The following is a 17,246-nucleotide window of genomic DNA, read 5'->3' on the forward strand; positions in this document are numbered from 1 at the left end:
ACTATATTTGTACCCATTTAAAATATTATCATATGAAAAAATCAATTTTTATCGCAGCTGCATTTGCAGCCGTAACGCTTATCTCATGTAAGAAAACAGAAACTACAGCAACTGACGTTAATGCAGATTCTACTGCATCTGTAGTGGTAGTTGACAATGACTCTCTTCCTATCGTATCAGACTCCAGCACAGTTGGTAAGGCGATGAATGCAACAGGAGAAGCCGTTGAAGACGGAGCTGCTGCTGTTAAAGACGGAGCAAAAGATGCTACAGACGGTGATGGAGATATTACAAAATAATCATCCTGTTTCGCAAATGATTTTAAAGTCTTCCTCCGGGGAGACTTTTTTTATTCGTCGGCCAGCCTATCCCGATCATTCCTTTGCCGTAGGAGGTTCTGCTGTCCTATTACAAGAATCTTTTGATTTCCACTAAATTTTTCCCGAAAAAATAACGTTGGATGCCGCACATTTTCATCCTGCCAAAAGACGCCCTGTTTCTCAAATTTTCATAACTTTACCCTCCTATAAGCAAAGCTCAATGCGCCATAAAATTCTCAACCTAAACCCTGATTTCTCCCTGCAATACGAAGAAATGCTCCCTTATTTTTTTGAAAAAGACGGGCTGGAAATGAAATCTTCCTATACCGACAAAGACTCAAAAAAGCTCACCGATAAACAGTATTCTGCCGGAGTTGCTCCCTTTTTAAGAGGGCCGTATTCCACCATGTATGTTCAGAAACCCTGGACCATACGCCAGTATGCCGGTTTTTCTACAGCCGAAGAGTCCAATGCCTTCTATAGGAGAAATTTAGCCGCCGGACAGAAAGGTTTGTCAGTAGCTTTCGATTTGGCAACGCATCGCGGCTACGATTCGGATCATCCGAGAGTGGTTGGCGATGTCGGAAAAGCCGGAGTTGCCATTGATTCCATTGAGGATATGAAGATCCTTTTCGACCAGATTCCGTTGGATGAGATATCGGTTTCTATGACGATGAATGGTGCGGTGTTGCCGGTGCTGGCATTTTACATTGTGGCTGCCGAAGAGCAGGGCGTTTCTCAGGACAAACTTTCCGGAACCATACAGAACGATATCCTGAAGGAATTCATGGTGCGGAACACCTATATCTATCCGCCAACCCCTTCCATGAAGATCATTGCCGATATCTTTGAGTACACGGCCAACCATATTCCCAAATTCAACTCCATCTCCATCTCCGGCTACCACATGCAGGAAGCCGGTGCCACACCCGTTCTGGAGATGGCTTACACCCTTGCCGACGGCCTGGAGTATGTGCGCACAGGCATGAAAGCCGGAATGAAAGTGGATGATTTTGCACCGCGACTGTCCTTTTTTTGGGCAGTGGGGATGAATCATTTCATGGAAATTGCGAAGATGAGGGCCGCGCGCTACATCTGGGCCGATCTGTTGGCACAATTCAGTCCGCAAAATCAGAAATCTTTGGCGCTGAGGACGCACTCTCAAACTTCAGGCTGGAGTTTGACGGAGCAGGAGCCCTTTAATAACATCACAAGAACGGCAATTGAAGCGCTGTCGGCAGCACTTGGCGGAACGCAGTCACTGCATACAAACGCACTTGACGAGGCGATTGCGTTGCCAACCGATTATTCGGCCAAAATTGCAAGAAATACACAGATCATCCTTCAGCAGGAAAGCGGCATCTGCGACGTGGTAGATCCCATGGGCGGCAGCCATCTTGTGGAAAGCCTGACCCAACTGATGATTGATGAAGCCATGAAATTCATCGATGAGGTGGAGAAGGAAGGCGGCATGACCAAAGCCATTGAAGCCGGCATCCCGAAGATGAGGATCGAGGAGGCCGCCGCGAAAAAGCAGGCGAAGATCGACAGTGGCGAAGAATTCATCATTGGCGTGAATTCATTTAAGTCCACACAGAAGCAAATGGAACTCGAAATTTTGGATATCGACAATTCCGAAGTACGCAGAAAGCAGATTGAAAGACTCAACCAGATAAAAGCCAGCAGAAATGCAGAACAAGTATCGGAGATTTTAGAGAGACTGAAGACAGCCGCCAAAACAGGCGAGGGCAACCTTCTCGAAATCTGCATTGAAGCAGCACGCAGACGGGTGACTTTAGGGGAAATGAGCGATGCGATGGAGGAAAGCTACGGACGTTACAAAGCAAACATCAGAACAATACAGGGAGTTTACGCTATGAATGCAGGTAAAAATGAATTTTTTGAAAAGGCCATTGCACTGACCCAGAAGTTTGAGGATCAGGAAGGAAGAAGGCCGAGAATAATGGTGGTAAAGATGGGGCAGGACGGTCATGACCGTGGCGCCAAGGTGGTGGCAACGGCTTTTGCCGACATGGGGTTTGATGTAGATGTGGCTCCGCTTTTTCAGACCCCCGAAGAAGTGGCCAAACAGGCCGTGGAAAACGACATTCATATTCTGGGCGTTTCGTCTTTGGCGGCAGGTCACAAAACGCTCGTTCCGCAGGTAGTGGCGGAGCTGAAGAAACTCGGAGCAGATGATATCAGGATTGTAGTTGGTGGCGTAATCCCGCAGCAGGATTATGATTATCTGTATCAAAACGGTGCAGACTTCATTTTCGGACCGGGTACCAATCTGCCGAAATCGGCATGTGAAATATTGGTGAAATATTTACATATAGAAGAAAAATAGAAATCCATTTAATTATTAGTATATGAAATACTTTATAGTGGTTTTAATAATATTTTTTCTTTGTTCTTGTGAATCAAGAAATAAAAATGACGAAAAGATGAAAATGGTTGTAAAAAACTATTTTTCAAATATCAAAAAGGATAGTATTGAGGAGATTCCAAAGTTATTCTGGGAAAGTGAAAATTTTTCAGGTGCAATAAGATCCGAGGCTTTTTTTATTAATAAACATTATGATGAATTAGAGATTGATGATTTGGTACAACAAATGAAGATTAAAGACACCACCTCTATTATTCCCAGTCAAAAACAAAAATACATTCAATTCACGATTAAAAAGAATGAAGATAACCTTCCGATAATTATTACTTTTATTTTCGATAAAATGTATGGATTCGACAAAATAACAAGTCCAAACGTTTTACAGAATCAAATGTATTGGAATAAAAGTCTTGATTCGCTTCGCAAAAAAGGAATATTCCCCAGACCGAGATATTAGAAAAATATGACTGTGCAGCCCATGCAGCTGAGAAGTGATTAAGGACCGGAAGAAATTCTAGAATGACTTCAAAAAAGCGTAAAAAGAAGATGGAAACCAACTAGGTGTCCTTTTTTTGTACTGGTAAAGGAATCTGCTTTAAGAATTTCGTCCGACTAAATCGAAATTAGAGTTTTGGGTAAAACACGGATAACAGAAGATCATTTGCAAATAAAAAGCCGCGGAAAATTTTCCGCGGCTTTTAAAATGTTCTGAAAACAGTTGTTATTTTCTTTTTGCTTTCGTGTCTTGCGGCGTGTTTTCGTCGGTTACCAAAGTCATTTCTTTAACAAGTCTTGATGCACCCGCAAATTTATCAATGGTCCACAGCACGTATCTGATATCTACATTGATGGTTTTCTGCCAGTCTTTTTCAAAAACAATATCACCACTTAACGCCTCACTGTTTCCGTCGAAGGCGATTCCGATAAGGTTCCCGTCGCCGTCAATTACCGGAGAACCGGAATTTCCACCGGTAATATCGTTGTTTGTAAGGAAATTTACAGGCATGTAACCCGCCGCATCAGCATACTGTCCGTAATCTTTCATGTTATGAAGATCCATCAATCGTTGTGGCAGGTCAAATTCTTCATCACCCTGTTTATATTTTGCCACCATTCCGGCCATATCCGTATAATAGTTTTCGGTAACTCCGTGGTAATCGCGGTCGGTTCTGATCGGTAAAGTATCTACGGTTCCATAAGTAAGTCTCATGGTGCTGTTGGCATCCGGATAAAAACTTTTGTTAGGCTGGGATTTCATTAATCCCTGCAGATACAGACGGTTGTTTTTAGCAAAACTTTCGTCAACTTTTGCAAATCTTTCGTTTGAAAGCCTTTGGTCGGTCATTAAGCCTTTGGCTATTTTTAAAAGCGGATCAGCGTCAAGTTTCAGACGGTCCGGATTTAAGATAAATGATGCTACAGAGGCTCTGTTGGCAAAAATAGAGGAAAATGCAATGTTGGAAAGATTGTTGGCGTCAAGGTTCATAACCGTTGGTGCTGCAACATCTCTGTCGACTCTTGTCTGATAAAGATTCACGAGAGAATTCAGCATTTCGCCTTCCACTTCGGTATGGAAGTCTTCATAAATTTCGTCAACCGCTTTTTCAACCTTCGGTTTCATGGCGATTCTTCCTGCCATATCCTGCTCAGCATATGTGTTCAGTAAAGATCCTAAGCTGTAAGCGACGCCAATATATTTGGCATTTCTCTGCAGTTGACTCATGTAGTTTCTCTCTACATTTCTTTTAGAAATCTGCTTGTAGTAAGCACCAATATTTTCCAGTAAACCGTCGTACATTGTATTCCCCGGTAATAAAGCCCACTTTCTGAACTCGTTTTCTTCATTCTGTTTATTGGTGATGGTGTTGTTTTTTTCTACTGCATCAATTGTTCCCTGTCTGTTTTTCCAGTAATTGGCAACAGAGGCATATTGGGAAGCATAATCAAGCTTAGTTGCCATGTTTTTATCCATGTACTTTTTCATGATGTCCATCGACAGTTTTGAAGCGTCTACCCAAGCCGGATAATCCTTCATCACCATTTGCTGCAGTCCGTATGAAGTAAGGTAACGGTTTGTTCTTCCAGGGTAACCCAGGATCATTGCGAAGTCACCGGGTTTTATGCCTTTCAGTGATACCGGAAGAAAATGTTTGGGTTTCAGCGGTACATTTTTATCGGAAAATTCCGCAGGATTACCGGCAGCATCAGCATAAACTCTGAATACGGTAAAATCATCTGTATGTCTTGGCCACTCCCAGTTATCGGTATCGCCACCGAATTTCCCCAATGAAGCGGGTGGTGCACCAACCAGTCTTACATCTTTATAATCCTGATAAACGAAATAATAGAATTCATTGCCGTTAAAAAAATCCTTAACAACAACAGTGTACTTACCGTTTTCGGAATTTTCAGCCTGAATGGCTTTTGTTTCTGCATCGATCACCACTTTTCTGTCGGCGGCGCTCATATCGTTATTCAGTTTTGCGTTGATACGGGACGAAACATCATCCATTCTAACCAGAAATCTTACGTAAAGATCTTTTGCATTGAATTCGTCATTCTGTTTCATCGCCCAAAACCCATCGTTCAGATAGTTTTTTTGTGGAGTAGATGCAGCCGCAACTGCGTCATAACCACAGTGGTGATTAGTTAAGATCAGTCCTTTGTCCGAAACAATTTCACCGGTACAGAAACCGCCGAAACTTACAATTGCATCTTTCAGACTGGAATTGTTTACAGAATAAATTTCTTCAGGAGTTAAATGTAACCCCTGTTTCTGCATATCTACACCGTTTAATCTTTTAACAAGCATCAGAAGCCACATTCCTTCATCTGCCCTCATTTGTACAAAACTCAGCAGGAACGTGAGTAGTAAAAATATTCTTTTCATTTTTAAAATTATTTTATTGTCGCTAAATTAAGAAATTTATTCAATACCGCCGACGTTATGGTACGGAAATGGCTCGTTTGTCACAGATTTTATAGATGAAGAATTACTTTAAAAAATTCAGATGGATGTAAACCCAGAAATTATAGGTTTTGTAGCAGGCGGTTTGTCATCTGCGCTTTTTATTCCCCAAATTATCAAAATCCTTAAAGAGAAATCTGCAGAGGAAATTTCTTTGGTCACCTGTATCATTGGGCTTGTGAGTTCCGGTTTGTGGCTGTGGTACGGGATCAAGCAGGGTCATATCTCCATGATGGTCACCAACAGTATTTCTGTTGTCGCTACAGCAGTTTTGATTGTGCTGAAACTCATTTATAATAAAGAAAAAAACTAATTTTGTAGAAAACACATCAGTAAAAGACCAATTATGCTCGACAATAAAGAACATTTATACGAAAAAGCCGTTTTAGTCGGCGTTATTACTCAAAATCAGGACGAAGATAAACTCATCGAATATATGGATGAACTGGAGTTCCTTGCATTAACTGCAGGGGCTACGGTTGTAAAGCGTTTTACTCAAAAACTCACCCAGCCCGATTCCAAAACATTCATCGGAAGTGGTAAGGCCCAGGAAATCAGGGACTATGTTAAAGAAAATGAAATCGGAACCATTATTTTTGATGATGAACTTTCGCCTTCTCAGCTGAAAAACCTTGAAAGAGAAATAGAAGTCAAAATTCTGGACCGAACCAATCTTATTCTTGATATTTTTGCCCAGCGCGCGCAGACCTCTTACGCACGAACGCAGGTAGAGCTCGCACAGTATCAGTATCTTCTGCCTAGACTGACCAGGATGTGGACTCACCTCGAAAGACAGAAAGGGGGAATCGGGATGAGAGGACCGGGTGAAACGGAAATTGAAACCGACAGAAGGATTATCCGCGACCGGATCTCATTGCTGAAGGAAAAACTTAAAACCATCGACCGTCAAATGGCGACTCAACGAAATAACCGCGGAAAAGTGGTGAGAGCGGCGCTTGTTGGGTACACCAATGTTGGAAAGTCGACATTGATGAATGCGATTTCTAAATCGGAGGTTTTTGCTGAAAACAAACTCTTTGCAACCCTCGATACTACGGTAAGAAAAGTCGTAATCGGTAACCTTCCGTTTTTGCTGACCGATACCGTTGGTTTTATCCGAAAACTTCCGACGCAGCTCGTGGAAAGTTTCAAATCAACACTAGATGAGGTTCGGGAAGCAGATCTGCTCATTCACGTCGTGGATATTTCCCACGAAAGTTTCGAGGATCATATAGATTCTGTGAACCAGATTTTAATGGAAATCAACGCGCATCAGAAACCCATGATCATGGTCTTCAATAAAATTGATGATTTCAGTTACGAGAAAAAGGAAGAAGACGATTTAACCCCCGAATCCCGCAAGAATATTTCCCTTGCAGAATGGGAAAAAACCTGGATGTCGAAATCCAAATATCCTACGGTTTTCATTTCCGCTTTAACAAAGGAAAATTTCGAGGAAATGAAGAAAATGATTTATGATGAGGTGCTGAAAATCCACATTTCGAGGTTTCCGTACAATGATTTTCTTTTTGAATATTTTGAGGAAGAGGAGGAAAAATCATAAACAATTCGATGATCACCGAGATTAAATCTGCACTCCAGGATCTTTCTGTCCCGGAAAAAGCAGCCATTTTTCCAAGGTTTTTCAAAGCCGGAAAAGGCGAATATGCTGAAGGTGACAAATTTATCGGCGTCACCGTTCCCGACCAAAGGAAAATAGCGAAAGAATACTGGAATAAAATTTCTTTGGATGAACTCGGCATACTTTTATCCTCAAAAATACACGAACACCGCCACTGCGCATTGCTGATGCTTGTGGCGAAGTTCGAAAAAACCAAAATTCCGGACGAAAAAGAGGAAATTGTCAAATTTTACCTTCAGAATAAACAACACATCAACAACTGGGACCTGGTAGACAATTCCTGCTACAAGATTCTCGGAAGGCATTGCTTTGAAAATCAGGATGGCCGCATTTTGAAAAAACTGGCAGTTGAAGATAACCTCTGGAGTAGAAGAATGGCAGTGGTTTCTACGATGTATTATGTGAAAAAGGGAGAATTTAAATTGATGAAAGAGCTTGTGCTGAAAAACCTTCACCACGAGCATGATCTTATGCACAAAGCAAACGGCTGGCTGCTCCGCGAAATGGGAGAAAAAAATGAACAGGAATTGTTTCAGTTTCTGAAAGCCCATTACCAGAAAATGCCGCGAACGACTCTTCGGTATGCCATCGAAAAAATGGATGAGAATCTGCGTCAGGATTTCCTGAAAGGAAGAATATGATACAAGATGCTTTTTACATTCGGGAGATTGTACATTATTTCCTGCATTTAATTTTTCCTGCTGTGATTGCTAAAATCTTTTTCAAAGATAACTGGCGAATAGCCTATTTCCTGCTGCTGGCAACGATGCTGGTAGATTTGGATCATATTTTTTCTACGCCTGTGTTCGACCCTAACCGGAGCAGTATCGGCTTCCATCCGTTGCACACGTATCCAATGATTGCAGTCTATTTTCTCGGAGTTATTTTTTTGAAGGGTAAGTATAAAATTATTTCCGCAGGCCTACTTCTACATATGTTTACCGACTTTCAGGATTTTTATCTCTGGAAATTGCTGGGAGGCCTCGTTGATTAGCTTTACAGGATACATTTTGATTTTTTACAGAATTTCAGTATACTTGTTAAATTGAGATTTTATGAAACCAAAAAACTTCCTTCACTGGTCTGTTCTCCTCCCGATTATTTCTGCGGTATTTTATCTGGGTGGATTTCTTAACAATACGATTTTTGCAAATATAACAGGGGCTGGTTTATTGTTCGGCTCCGTTCTGGCGGCCGTTCATCATGCTGAAGTGGTAGCCCACAAAGTGGGAGAGCCTTTCGGAACCATTATTCTCGCAATCTGTATCACTGTGTTAGAGGTGGGCTTAATTGTCTCATTCATGCTTTCCGGCGGAGAGGGTGCCATGACTTACGCACGAGACACCATTTTTGCTGCAGTAATGATCATACTCAACGGTATTCTGGGCATCTGTATATGGATTGGCAGTAGGAAATACAAGGAACAGTTTTTCATAACGAGTTCTGCCACAACTTACCTGGTGAGTTTGGTGGCTATTCTGGTACTCACCCTTATACTTCCGAATTATACGAGCAGCGTTCGGGGACCATTTTATACCGAACCACAGTTGATTTTCGTTTCTTTGGCCTGTTTGGTCATTTACGGCACTTTTTTGATGTTACAAACAGTGCGTCACCGTAACTACTTCATTGTAGCTGAAGAACATAACGTGGCCCACGAAGCTGATCCGCCCAGCAATGCGAAGATGTTCATCAGTCTGTTACTGCTGATCATCTGTCTGGCAGTTGTAATTTTCATGGCGAAAGGACTCTCTCCTGTAATTGAAGGATTTGTTGAAAACATTGGGGCACCCCGTGCTTTGGTGGGAGTAATCATCGCATCGGTAGTGCTTCTTCCTGAAGGATTGGCGGCCATCCGTGCGGCGCAGAACAATCAGATTCAGTCTTCCATTAATCTGGGACTCGGGTCTGCTTTGGCAAGTGTTGGATTAACCATTCCGGCTGTTTCGGTGGTCTGCATTATTTATGATATTCCGTTCGTTCTAGGATTGGATATGAAATCGATCATCCTTCTGGCTTTGTCGGTTTTCATCGTGATGCTTTCTTTAAGCAGAGGAAAAACCAACCATCTTTACGGGACTGTACTTCTCGTGAATCTGGCAGCCTATATTTTTACGGTAATTGTGCCTTAATATTATCATTAAACCCTTCTGGCAATATCCATTTTATGGGCCATTAAATTGGCGATGTTTGTGGCTTTGTAAATGGCCAGATCTGCTATTTCGCCGCTGAAATTTTCCTCTACTGTTTCTGTCCAGAGTGTAAGCCAATGTTCAAAATGAAATTTTTCCATGGGAATTTTTTCATTAACCGGAAAATGTACCGCCATTGGATTTCCTTTGTAAGAAACCTGTCCGAACAGTAAAGTTTCCCAAAAGGCATACATTTTCGGTAAATGTTTGTTCCAATTGACCTTCGCCACATCGGTAAAGAAAAACCCGATGGTGGGATCGCTGCCGACTTTATCGTAAAATTTATTTACCAGAAGCTCAATGTCTTCTCTTGTTTCCAGTTTTTTCATCTATCAAAATTAGTCAAATATAAATTGCGGCAGGTATGATTGAAGTCATCATTTATTTGGGCGGACAATTCGCGCTATCCGCTCATACTCCTCGTTCGGCGGCTCCACTGCGTTCCGCCGCCTCGCTGCGGGGTAACCGCTCCTATCGCGGCCGCAGTTCAGTCATCAAAACAAACGGATTTATCGGAAATATCGCTTATTTTTGCATCATGAATCTGGAATTCTATAAAAACCAGGCCGTTCTGAAGCAGAAAGAGCATCAGAAGATCCTGGAAACTCTCAAGAAAAGACCGCCGAAAAATCTCGATTATATTGTTCAGGAAACCCATGAGGAAGTTTTTGAAAAAATCGATTGTCTGCAGTGCGCGAACTGCTGCAAAACCACCGGCCCACTTTTCACTGAAAAGGATATCGAAAGAATTTCCAAACATCTGCGTGTTAAACCTGCCGATTTCGAGGCTAAATATTTAAGGACGGATGAAGACCGTGATAAAGTATTGAAAAATCTGCCCTGTTGGTTTTTGAATGTTGATAATACCTGCTCCATTTACGAAGTCCGGCCCAAAGCCTGCCGTGAATTTCCGCATACCGACCGGAAAAAAATTTACCAGATCAATCATCTCACCATAAAAAACACATTGATCTGCCCTGCAGCATTTGAATTTGTAGAGCGAATTCAGAAAAATTTGGAGAAAAAGTAAAGGAATTCCAAACAAATCACAAACTCCTGTAATTTGAGTTAAAGTTAATTTAAAGAAGAAGTCCTGAAAATTTTCAGGACTTCTTTTTTGGCAAAATAAAAAGCATTGAATTTCAATGCTTTTTATCCTTTCACTTTACTTTTTTCCCATTTTCCCGGGACAGGATATTATGAAAAAAGCCGGAGACAATCCGGCTTTATAATTTTATACTACTCCCTGCGCGAGCATGGCTTCAGCCACTTTCACGAAGCCGGCAATGTTGGCTCCTTTCACGTAGTTCACATATCCGTCTTCTTCTTTTCCGTAGTCCCTGCACGCTTTGTGAATCCCGATCATGATTTCCTTCAGCCTTGCATCCACTTCTTCTGATGACCAGTTTAAACGGATGGAGTTTTGCGTCATTTCAAGTCCTGAAGTGGCAACACCACCCGCATTGGAGGCTTTCCCCGGAGAGAAAAGCACTTTGTGATCCAGGAAATAATTAATGGCCTCTAAAGTTGATGGCATATTGGCAGCTTCTGTTACACAGACCACGCCGTTTTCCACTAATTTTTTAGCATCATCAAGATCCAGTTCATTTTGTGTAGCAGAAGGGATCGCAACATCACATTTCACTTCCCAAGGGCGTTTTCCAGCATGGAATTCAGCACCCGGATACTTTTTTACATAATCTTCAGCTCTGTTGTTCCCTGAAGAACGAAGTTCCAGCAAATAGTCAATTTTCTCACCTGTAATGCCGTCTTTGTCATAAACATAACCGTCAGGACCGGAAATGGTAACGGCTTTACCGCCCAGTTCTTCCACTTTTTTAACCACTCCCCAAGCTACGTTTCCGAAACCTGAAACAGACACCGTTTTTCCTTTGAAATCCTCGCCGATGGTTTTAAGCATCTGTTCAGCGAAATATACTACACCGTAGCCGGTTGCTTCAGGACGGATTAATGATCCGCCGTAAGCTAAACCTTTTCCGGTAAGAACTCCTGTAAACTCGTTTCTGATTTTTTTATACTGACCGAATAAATATCCAATTTCTCTGGCTCCAACACCGATGTCTCCTGCAGGAACGTCTGTTTCCGGTCCAATGTGTTTACACATTTCTGTCATGAATGCCTGGCAAAAACGCATCACCTCCATATCCGATTTTCCCTGTGGGTCAAAATCAGAACCTCCTTTTCCTCCACCCATGGGCAAAGTAGTTAAAGAGTTTTTAAAAGTCTGCTCGAATGCCAGAAACTTAAGAACCGAAAGATTCACCGTTGGGTGAAACCTGATTCCTCCTTTATATGGTCCGATCGCAGAATTCATCTGAATCCTGAATCCTCTGTTTACCTGAATTTCACCTTTGTCATCAACCCATGGAACACGGAAAATAATGGTTCTTTCCGGTTCTGCCATTCTTTCCAGAAGTTTCTTTCCTGTATATTCGCTTTTTGTTGCGATAAAGGGAATCACCGTTACGGCAACTTCCTTTACAGCCTGAAGAAATTCCGGCTCATTTGGGTTTTTTGCTTCAACTTTTGCAATAAATTCTTGAATTTTTTGCTCTACATTATATTGTTCCATAAAGGTTTGATAATTATAGTAACAAATTTAATTTTTTTTTCAAAACCCACAAGCAGTAAATTTCTTTTGCTGATAACCTAAAAAACAGGAGATAAACATCTATTATATTTGGAATTTACAATTGACTATTACCGAAAATTGAACAGTTTGATAAATACAATAGGATATTAAAAAACTCAAAATTTTTACTTTGCCAGATACTGTCTCCCGGAAAGTGATTTAATTAAACCCAAAAGTTCCAACTCGAGCAAAACCGGCAGTATTTTATGCGATGATAGGTTGATATTTTCAGACAGATCATCCAGTGAAGTGTACGGTTTTTCTCGAATATATTCTAAAATCAATCTTTGGTTTTCAGGAAGTTGCAATTTTATTTCAGATTTTGGAAAAAGGGAACCTGTTGTTTCGGCGATCGTGGAATATCCGAGGTTTTCAATCAAGTCCTCAACGGTTGAAATGGCAGATGCTTTGTTAAGCACAATGAGCTGGTTGCAACCCTGACTGTATTTATCCGTAATTTTCCCCGGAAGAGCGAAAACCTCACGGTTGTAGCTGTTCGCGAAAGTTGCAGTGCTCACTGAACCGCCTCCGAAAGCCGTTTCAACAACGACTGTTGCCGCAGAAAGGCCTGCAATAATCCTGTTCCTCTGGATGAAATTTTCCCGGTCGGGTTTTTGGGATGAATTGAATTCAGAAAGTAAAGCGCCGTTATTCTCCAGAATTCTTTCGGAGAGTTTTTTATTTCTGAAAGGATAAAGCGTGTGAAAACCATGCGCAAGTACTGCAACCGTCTGAATATTATTCTGGAGTGATTTTTCGTGAACCTCAGCATCTGCGCCAATAGCTAAACCGCTTACCGTTAAAATTTTGAAAGATTTAAGAGCTTCCAGTAAATTTCCGATAAAATCTTTGCCATAAACCGATAAATTGCGGGTGCCTACAATGCTCAAAGGTTTCAAAGTTTCATCAAAATTTCCTTTTTCATAAAGGATGGCGGGAGCATCCTCGCATTCATCCAGAAGATAGGGAAGTTCATTCAGGTGACGGAGCCGGATTCTGATGTTGTTTTTTTCGCAGAAAATAAGTTCCTTTTCGGCGAAGGTCAGGTTTTCATCATCTCCAATCTGTTCAGCGATTTTTTTTCCGATGCCGGTGATATGTTTCAGTCCTTTTTTTGAAAGTTCCCAGACTTCCTTTGCTGAGCCTGCAGCACGTACCAGTTTTCTGAAGTTCACATCTCCAATAAGCGGACTGCGCCGCAACGCGATTGAATACAGGTGCTCTTCTGAAAACATGGCAGAAAGATTTACATCAAATTTCGAATTTTTTTTTCAGATAGAAAAATGCTTCAGTATCCGTATGATTTTAATCGAATCCTACTGTTTCCTGCGAATCTCGTCGAGATATTCCCAGATATCGTCTTTTTTCTTCTGGGGCATTTCCATGAAATCCTCTGGATGATTTTCTTTGTATTGCTGCCATAACAGGTCATCTTTTTCGTTGTAGTAATTCGGGAATTGCCATATAAATTTCTTTTTTTTCTCACCGGTCTTTCGGAAAAGAAAAGCCATGATGCTGCCGACTACTGCTCCAGCCAAATGCGACTGCCACGAAATCCGGCTCGGTTCATTCAGTTTCGAGAACAGCTCTTCCGGCAGCATTCCCCAAACCAAACTTCCGTAATACAAAACGACGATCAAGGAGATCGTTAAAAATTTTACGTTCCACCGGAAAACACCGCTGAAAAAGAGAAAAAAAGCAAGAACATACACAATTCCGCTGGCTCCGATGATGCATAAATACATTGAATCCCCGGTCATAATGTCGATAGGAGGAAGCAGCCAGACCAGGAGCCCGCTCAGGATCCAGCCCATGAAAAATATCTTTTTTGAGATTTCCGGATAGAACTGGAATAAAAGAAACATGAGCACCGCGATCGGAATAGAGTTACCCAAAAGATGTTCAAAATTACCGTGCAGCAAGGGGGAAAAAAAGATTCCCTTCATTCCTTCCGGAACCAGGGGAATGATTGCGCCGCTACAGCTTTCGAAAAAACCATGAAGCTGAAGGAAATATCCTCCCCACATAGCTGAAAGCATGAGAAAAGGATAAAGTAAAGCGTTTTTTGAAATGGTTTTTTTCAACATCATCTGTATTTCACAAAAGAAAAGCCAAAAAACAATAATGGTAAAATTGGCTAATAATTATTAATTTCTGTTAAAAATTGAGCCAAAAAAGCGAAATCTTAGAATCCACCTCATGATTATTTTTAATAATGATATTTTTGCACCAACCATGATGATATTGTTTATGAAAAGGCTCTTTACTTTTTTACTGATTGTTTCAGTAATCCAAATTTTTTCGCAGGAAACAAAAACTCCGCAGCAGATTATTGATTCTGTTAACCAAGAACAATGGAATGCTGTTGCTCTGGATCTGGACAGCTTGGCTGATCCGGAGTTTTTTGATTTTGAAACGCATTTCAAAGACACGATTGTAATCCGGGATAAAGTGGTCATTCCGGTGATTACACAGGATTTTCCTTTGACTCCGTTTAATTTGATGAATCAAAAAGAGGAACAGAAATGGTATTTTTACGGACTGAATAATCTGGTCATCAACCAGGCATCCTATTCCAACTGGAATGCAGGCGGGAATGATAATTTCGGGATAAACGGCAAAATCAACTATAATTTAAGCTATAAAAACGGAAAACATTTTTTGGAAAATATTCTGCAGAGCGGTTATGGACTGATCGCTACAACAGGCCAGTCTAACAGGAAAACGGAAGATAACATCAGCCTGATGTCAAATTACGGATATGATCTGGGGAAAGATTATTATCTGTCAACCGGTTTTCAGTTCACTACGCAATATACCGCCGGATACAATTATGCGCTTACTCCTGATCCGGTTTTTGCGGACAGAATTTCCAAATTTATGGCACCGGGTTATCTGAATGCCGGTTTAGGAGTTTCTTACAATCCTGAAGAAAATTTTCAGTTGATTTTTAGGCCTTTGAACGGTAAATTTACTTTTGTGACCGATCCGTTGCTTCAGAAAGCCGGAAGATACGGTTTGGAAAGGGATGGACAAAGTGTCAGAAGTGAACTTGGAGCGATGGTGAATGTGATTTACCGGCTTAAAATCTATAAAGGAATCACTTTCGACAACCAGCTGAATTTTTTCAGCAACTATCTCTTTCACACTGAAAGGGTAGATGTGGCTTACAGCGGAACCCTGAACATTCGCTTTAACAGATTTATTTCAACCGTGGTGAGTCTGGATATGATGTATGACCATGACCAACTGCAGAAACTGCAGCGGAAACAAACGCTTGGCATTGGCTTTTCCTACAGTTTAGGACAACAGAAAGTTGAAAAAGACAGCCGCAAAAAGGTCATCAAACCATTTATCGTTCAGTAAAATTTATTCCTTCCAGTCTACAACCGCTCTGATGAACGCTTCTGCATTTTCCAGCGGAATGTTGGGCAGAATTCCGTGACCGAGATTTACGATATAACGGTCTTTCCCGAATCGGCTGATCATTTCGTGCACCATTTTTCTGATGGTTTCCGGGGTGGAATGAAGTCTGGTAGGATCGAAATTTCCCTGAAGCGTCATGGTGTGATTGGTTAAAACCCGCGCAAATTCCGGACGGATGGTCCAGTCAACGCCCAATGCAGAAGCTTTTGAAAGCGTCATTTCTTCGAGCGCAAACCAACAGCCTTTTCCGAAAACCACAACATGGGTAAGCGGACTTAAAGCCTCAACAATTTCATTGATGTATTTCCAGGAGAATTCCCGGTAATCGTCCGGAGACAACATGCCACCCCACGAATCGAATACCTGAACCGCAGAAACTCCTTTTTCCACTTTCCTTTTCAAATAGGCAATCGTGGTATCGGTAATTTTTTGAAGCAGGAGATGAGCCGCTTCAGGATGCTGGAAACAGAACGTTTTTGCAACCTCAAAAGTCTTGGAGCCCTTACCTTCAATACAGTAACACAAAATAGTCCACGGCGAGCCGGCAAAACCGATAAGCGGAATAGCATTGTCGAGTTTCTGCAGGGTGAGTTCAATCGCATCAAAAACATATCCTAAAGTATCATTCACATCCGGAACTTCAATATTCTGAATCTGTTCCAGCGTGCGGATCGGTTCGTCAAGCCATGGTCCCACATTCTCCTTCATTTTAAAATCGATTCCCATCGCCTGCGGAACTACCAGAATGTCGGAAAAAAGGATTGCCGCATCCAAAGGATATCTTCTGATCGGCATCATCGTGATTTCAGAAGCGAGTTCAGGAGTCTGACATCTGGTAAAGAAATCGTACTGATCGCGCAGTGCCCGGAATTCCGGCAGAAATCTTCCTGCCTGTCTCATCATCCAAACCGGCGGCCGTTCTACAGTTTCTCCTCTTAACGCTTTTAGGTACAGGTCGTTTTTAATCATAAAAAAGTTTTGCGCATTAGGCTTCAGGCTGCATGCTTTTTATTAAATCCAGCAGGTCATCGAGATGGTTGGCTTTGCTGGTAGATATTGTATTTTGTGTGAATTTTTTCAGTTCTTTTTCGGTGGTTTCGCCGATCGAAAACAGCTGCACATCTTCTAAAGAATTGAATTTTGCAAAGCTACGAACTCCGCTCGGACTAAAAAATACTATTGCATCATATTTTCTTGAAAGTTCGGGATATATAAGATGGGTGGTGTAAAGGATAACCTTTTTATAGTCAACAGATTCCGGTAGAAATTTATTGTGAAAAGTATCGAGTGAGATGTTTCCGGCAAAATGAATAAATTTTTCGTCTGCCGAATGTTCGGCGATGAAATCTGCGAGATTCACCGCGTTTTTTTCGGTTCTGAAAACCTGAAAACCCTTTTGAGCTAGGGATTTTTCTGTGGTTTTACCGACGCAGTAAATTTTATTTTCCCGAATTTCAAAACCGTTTTCAAAAAATGATTTTACACCGTTAACACTTGTAAAAATCAGTGAGTTGTCTTCAAGATCAAACGGTTTTACGGAAATATTTTCGGTAGAGATAACTTCCACAAAATCAAAAGAAAAATGATCTCCTAATTTTCTGGAAATCATTTGGGCGTCTGATTTTTTTGTGAAAAGAATTTTCATTGGACCAATTT

General features: G+C 41.4%; 17 protein-coding genes. 10 read left to right on the plus strand and 7 right to left on the minus strand.

The window, feature by feature from the left end; all coding sequences use genetic code 11:
* Positions 1–32 precede the first annotated feature (32 nt).
* The 3 genes from FUA25_RS09305 to FUA25_RS09315 all read left to right on the plus strand — a co-directional run bounded on the left by FUA25_RS09305 (position 33) and on the right by FUA25_RS09315 (position 3,166).
* Positions 33–299 (plus strand): hypothetical protein, encoded by a 267-nt coding sequence (locus FUA25_RS09305; RefSeq protein WP_147756637.1) that lies wholly within the window; start codon positions 33–35, stop codon positions 297–299.
* Positions 300–540: 241 nt separating this feature from the next.
* Complete coding sequence (gene scpA, locus FUA25_RS09310; protein ID WP_147756638.1) at positions 541–2,670, plus strand: methylmalonyl-CoA mutase; 2,130 nt, start codon at positions 541–543, stop codon at positions 2,668–2,670.
* A gap of 22 nt (positions 2,671–2,692) precedes the next feature.
* Positions 2,693–3,166 (plus strand): hypothetical protein, encoded by a 474-nt coding sequence (locus FUA25_RS09315; RefSeq protein WP_147756639.1) that lies wholly within the window; start codon positions 2,693–2,695, stop codon positions 3,164–3,166.
* Positions 3,167–3,430: 264 nt separating this feature from the next.
* Here FUA25_RS09315 and FUA25_RS09320 read toward each other — a convergent pair whose 3' ends face one another.
* The gene (locus FUA25_RS09320; protein WP_147756640.1) at positions 3,431–5,599 is read right to left on the minus strand and encodes a S46 family peptidase; all 2,169 of its coding nucleotides are present in this window, start codon (positions 5,597–5,599) and stop codon (positions 3,431–3,433) included.
* A 121-nt stretch (positions 5,600–5,720) separates the two neighbouring features.
* Here FUA25_RS09320 and FUA25_RS09325 point away from each other — a divergent pair, with 121 nt between their 5' ends.
* The 5 genes from FUA25_RS09325 (at position 5,721) to FUA25_RS09345 (ending at position 9,451) form a co-directional block, all read left to right on the plus strand.
* Entirely contained in the window at positions 5,721–5,990 is a 270-nt protein-coding gene (locus FUA25_RS09325; RefSeq protein ID WP_147756641.1) for a SemiSWEET family sugar transporter, read from the plus strand.
* 33 nt (positions 5,991–6,023) lie between these two features.
* Entirely contained in the window at positions 6,024–7,241 is a 1,218-nt protein-coding gene (gene hflX / locus FUA25_RS09330) for a GTPase HflX (protein WP_147756642.1), read from the plus strand.
* An 8-nt stretch (positions 7,242–7,249) separates the two neighbouring features.
* On the plus strand, positions 7,250–7,960 hold the full coding sequence (locus FUA25_RS09335) for a DNA alkylation repair protein (RefSeq protein WP_147756643.1): 711 nt from the start codon (positions 7,250–7,252) through the stop codon (positions 7,958–7,960).
* Entirely contained in the window at positions 7,957–8,313 is a 357-nt protein-coding gene (locus FUA25_RS09340) for a DUF6122 family protein (protein WP_147756644.1), read from the plus strand. The genes FUA25_RS09335 and FUA25_RS09340 overlap by 4 nt, the downstream gene beginning before the upstream one ends.
* Positions 8,314–8,374: 61 nt before the next feature.
* A complete protein-coding gene (locus FUA25_RS09345; RefSeq protein ID WP_147756645.1) occupies positions 8,375–9,451 on the plus strand; it encodes a calcium:proton antiporter in 1,077 nt (358 codons plus the stop codon).
* Positions 9,452–9,459: 8 nt separating this feature from the next.
* Here FUA25_RS09345 and FUA25_RS09350 read toward each other — a convergent pair whose 3' ends face one another.
* Positions 9,460–9,840, minus strand: coding sequence for a group III truncated hemoglobin (locus FUA25_RS09350; RefSeq protein ID WP_147756646.1), 381 nt, complete (start codon positions 9,838–9,840; stop codon positions 9,460–9,462).
* A 209-nt stretch (positions 9,841–10,049) separates the two neighbouring features.
* Here FUA25_RS09350 and FUA25_RS09355 point away from each other — a divergent pair, with 209 nt between their 5' ends.
* On the plus strand, positions 10,050–10,541 hold the full coding sequence (locus tag FUA25_RS09355; protein WP_147756958.1) for a YkgJ family cysteine cluster protein: 492 nt from the start codon (positions 10,050–10,052) through the stop codon (positions 10,539–10,541).
* 204 nt (positions 10,542–10,745) lie between these two features.
* On the opposite strand, the gene gdhA is transcribed toward FUA25_RS09355, so the two are convergent.
* From gdhA to FUA25_RS09370, 3 genes are all read right to left on the minus strand, one after another.
* Positions 10,746–12,104 (minus strand): NADP-specific glutamate dehydrogenase, encoded by a 1,359-nt coding sequence (gene gdhA, locus FUA25_RS09360; protein WP_147756647.1) that lies wholly within the window; start codon positions 12,102–12,104, stop codon positions 10,746–10,748.
* A gap of 185 nt (positions 12,105–12,289) precedes the next feature.
* Positions 12,290–13,399: a DNA-processing protein DprA gene (gene dprA / locus FUA25_RS09365; protein WP_147756648.1), complete on the minus strand. Its 1,110-nt coding sequence runs from the start codon at positions 13,397–13,399 to the stop codon at positions 12,290–12,292.
* Positions 13,400–13,480: 81 nt separating this feature from the next.
* Complete coding sequence (locus FUA25_RS09370) at positions 13,481–14,251, minus strand: rhomboid family intramembrane serine protease (RefSeq protein WP_147756959.1); 771 nt, start codon at positions 14,249–14,251, stop codon at positions 13,481–13,483.
* Positions 14,252–14,363: 112 nt separating this feature from the next.
* Here FUA25_RS09370 and FUA25_RS09375 point away from each other — a divergent pair, with 112 nt between their 5' ends.
* Positions 14,364–15,530, plus strand: a complete 1,167-nt coding sequence (locus tag FUA25_RS09375; protein WP_228411684.1) for a DUF3078 domain-containing protein — start codon at positions 14,364–14,366, stop codon at positions 15,528–15,530.
* A 3-nt stretch (positions 15,531–15,533) separates the two neighbouring features.
* On the opposite strand, the gene hemE is transcribed toward FUA25_RS09375, so the two are convergent.
* Together hemE and FUA25_RS09385 are read right to left on the minus strand one after the other, a co-directional pair.
* The gene (gene hemE, locus FUA25_RS09380) at positions 15,534–16,559 is read right to left on the minus strand and encodes a uroporphyrinogen decarboxylase (RefSeq protein ID WP_147756649.1); all 1,026 of its coding nucleotides are present in this window, start codon (positions 16,557–16,559) and stop codon (positions 15,534–15,536) included.
* A 16-nt stretch (positions 16,560–16,575) separates the two neighbouring features.
* Positions 16,576–17,235 (minus strand): uroporphyrinogen-III synthase, encoded by a 660-nt coding sequence (locus FUA25_RS09385; protein ID WP_147756650.1) that lies wholly within the window; start codon positions 17,233–17,235, stop codon positions 16,576–16,578.
* Positions 17,236–17,246: the final 11 nt, after the last annotated feature.

The sequence above is a fragment of the Chryseobacterium sp. genome, from assembly GCF_008014695.1.
Taxonomy (GTDB): Bacteria; Bacteroidota; Bacteroidia; order Flavobacteriales; family Weeksellaceae; genus Kaistella.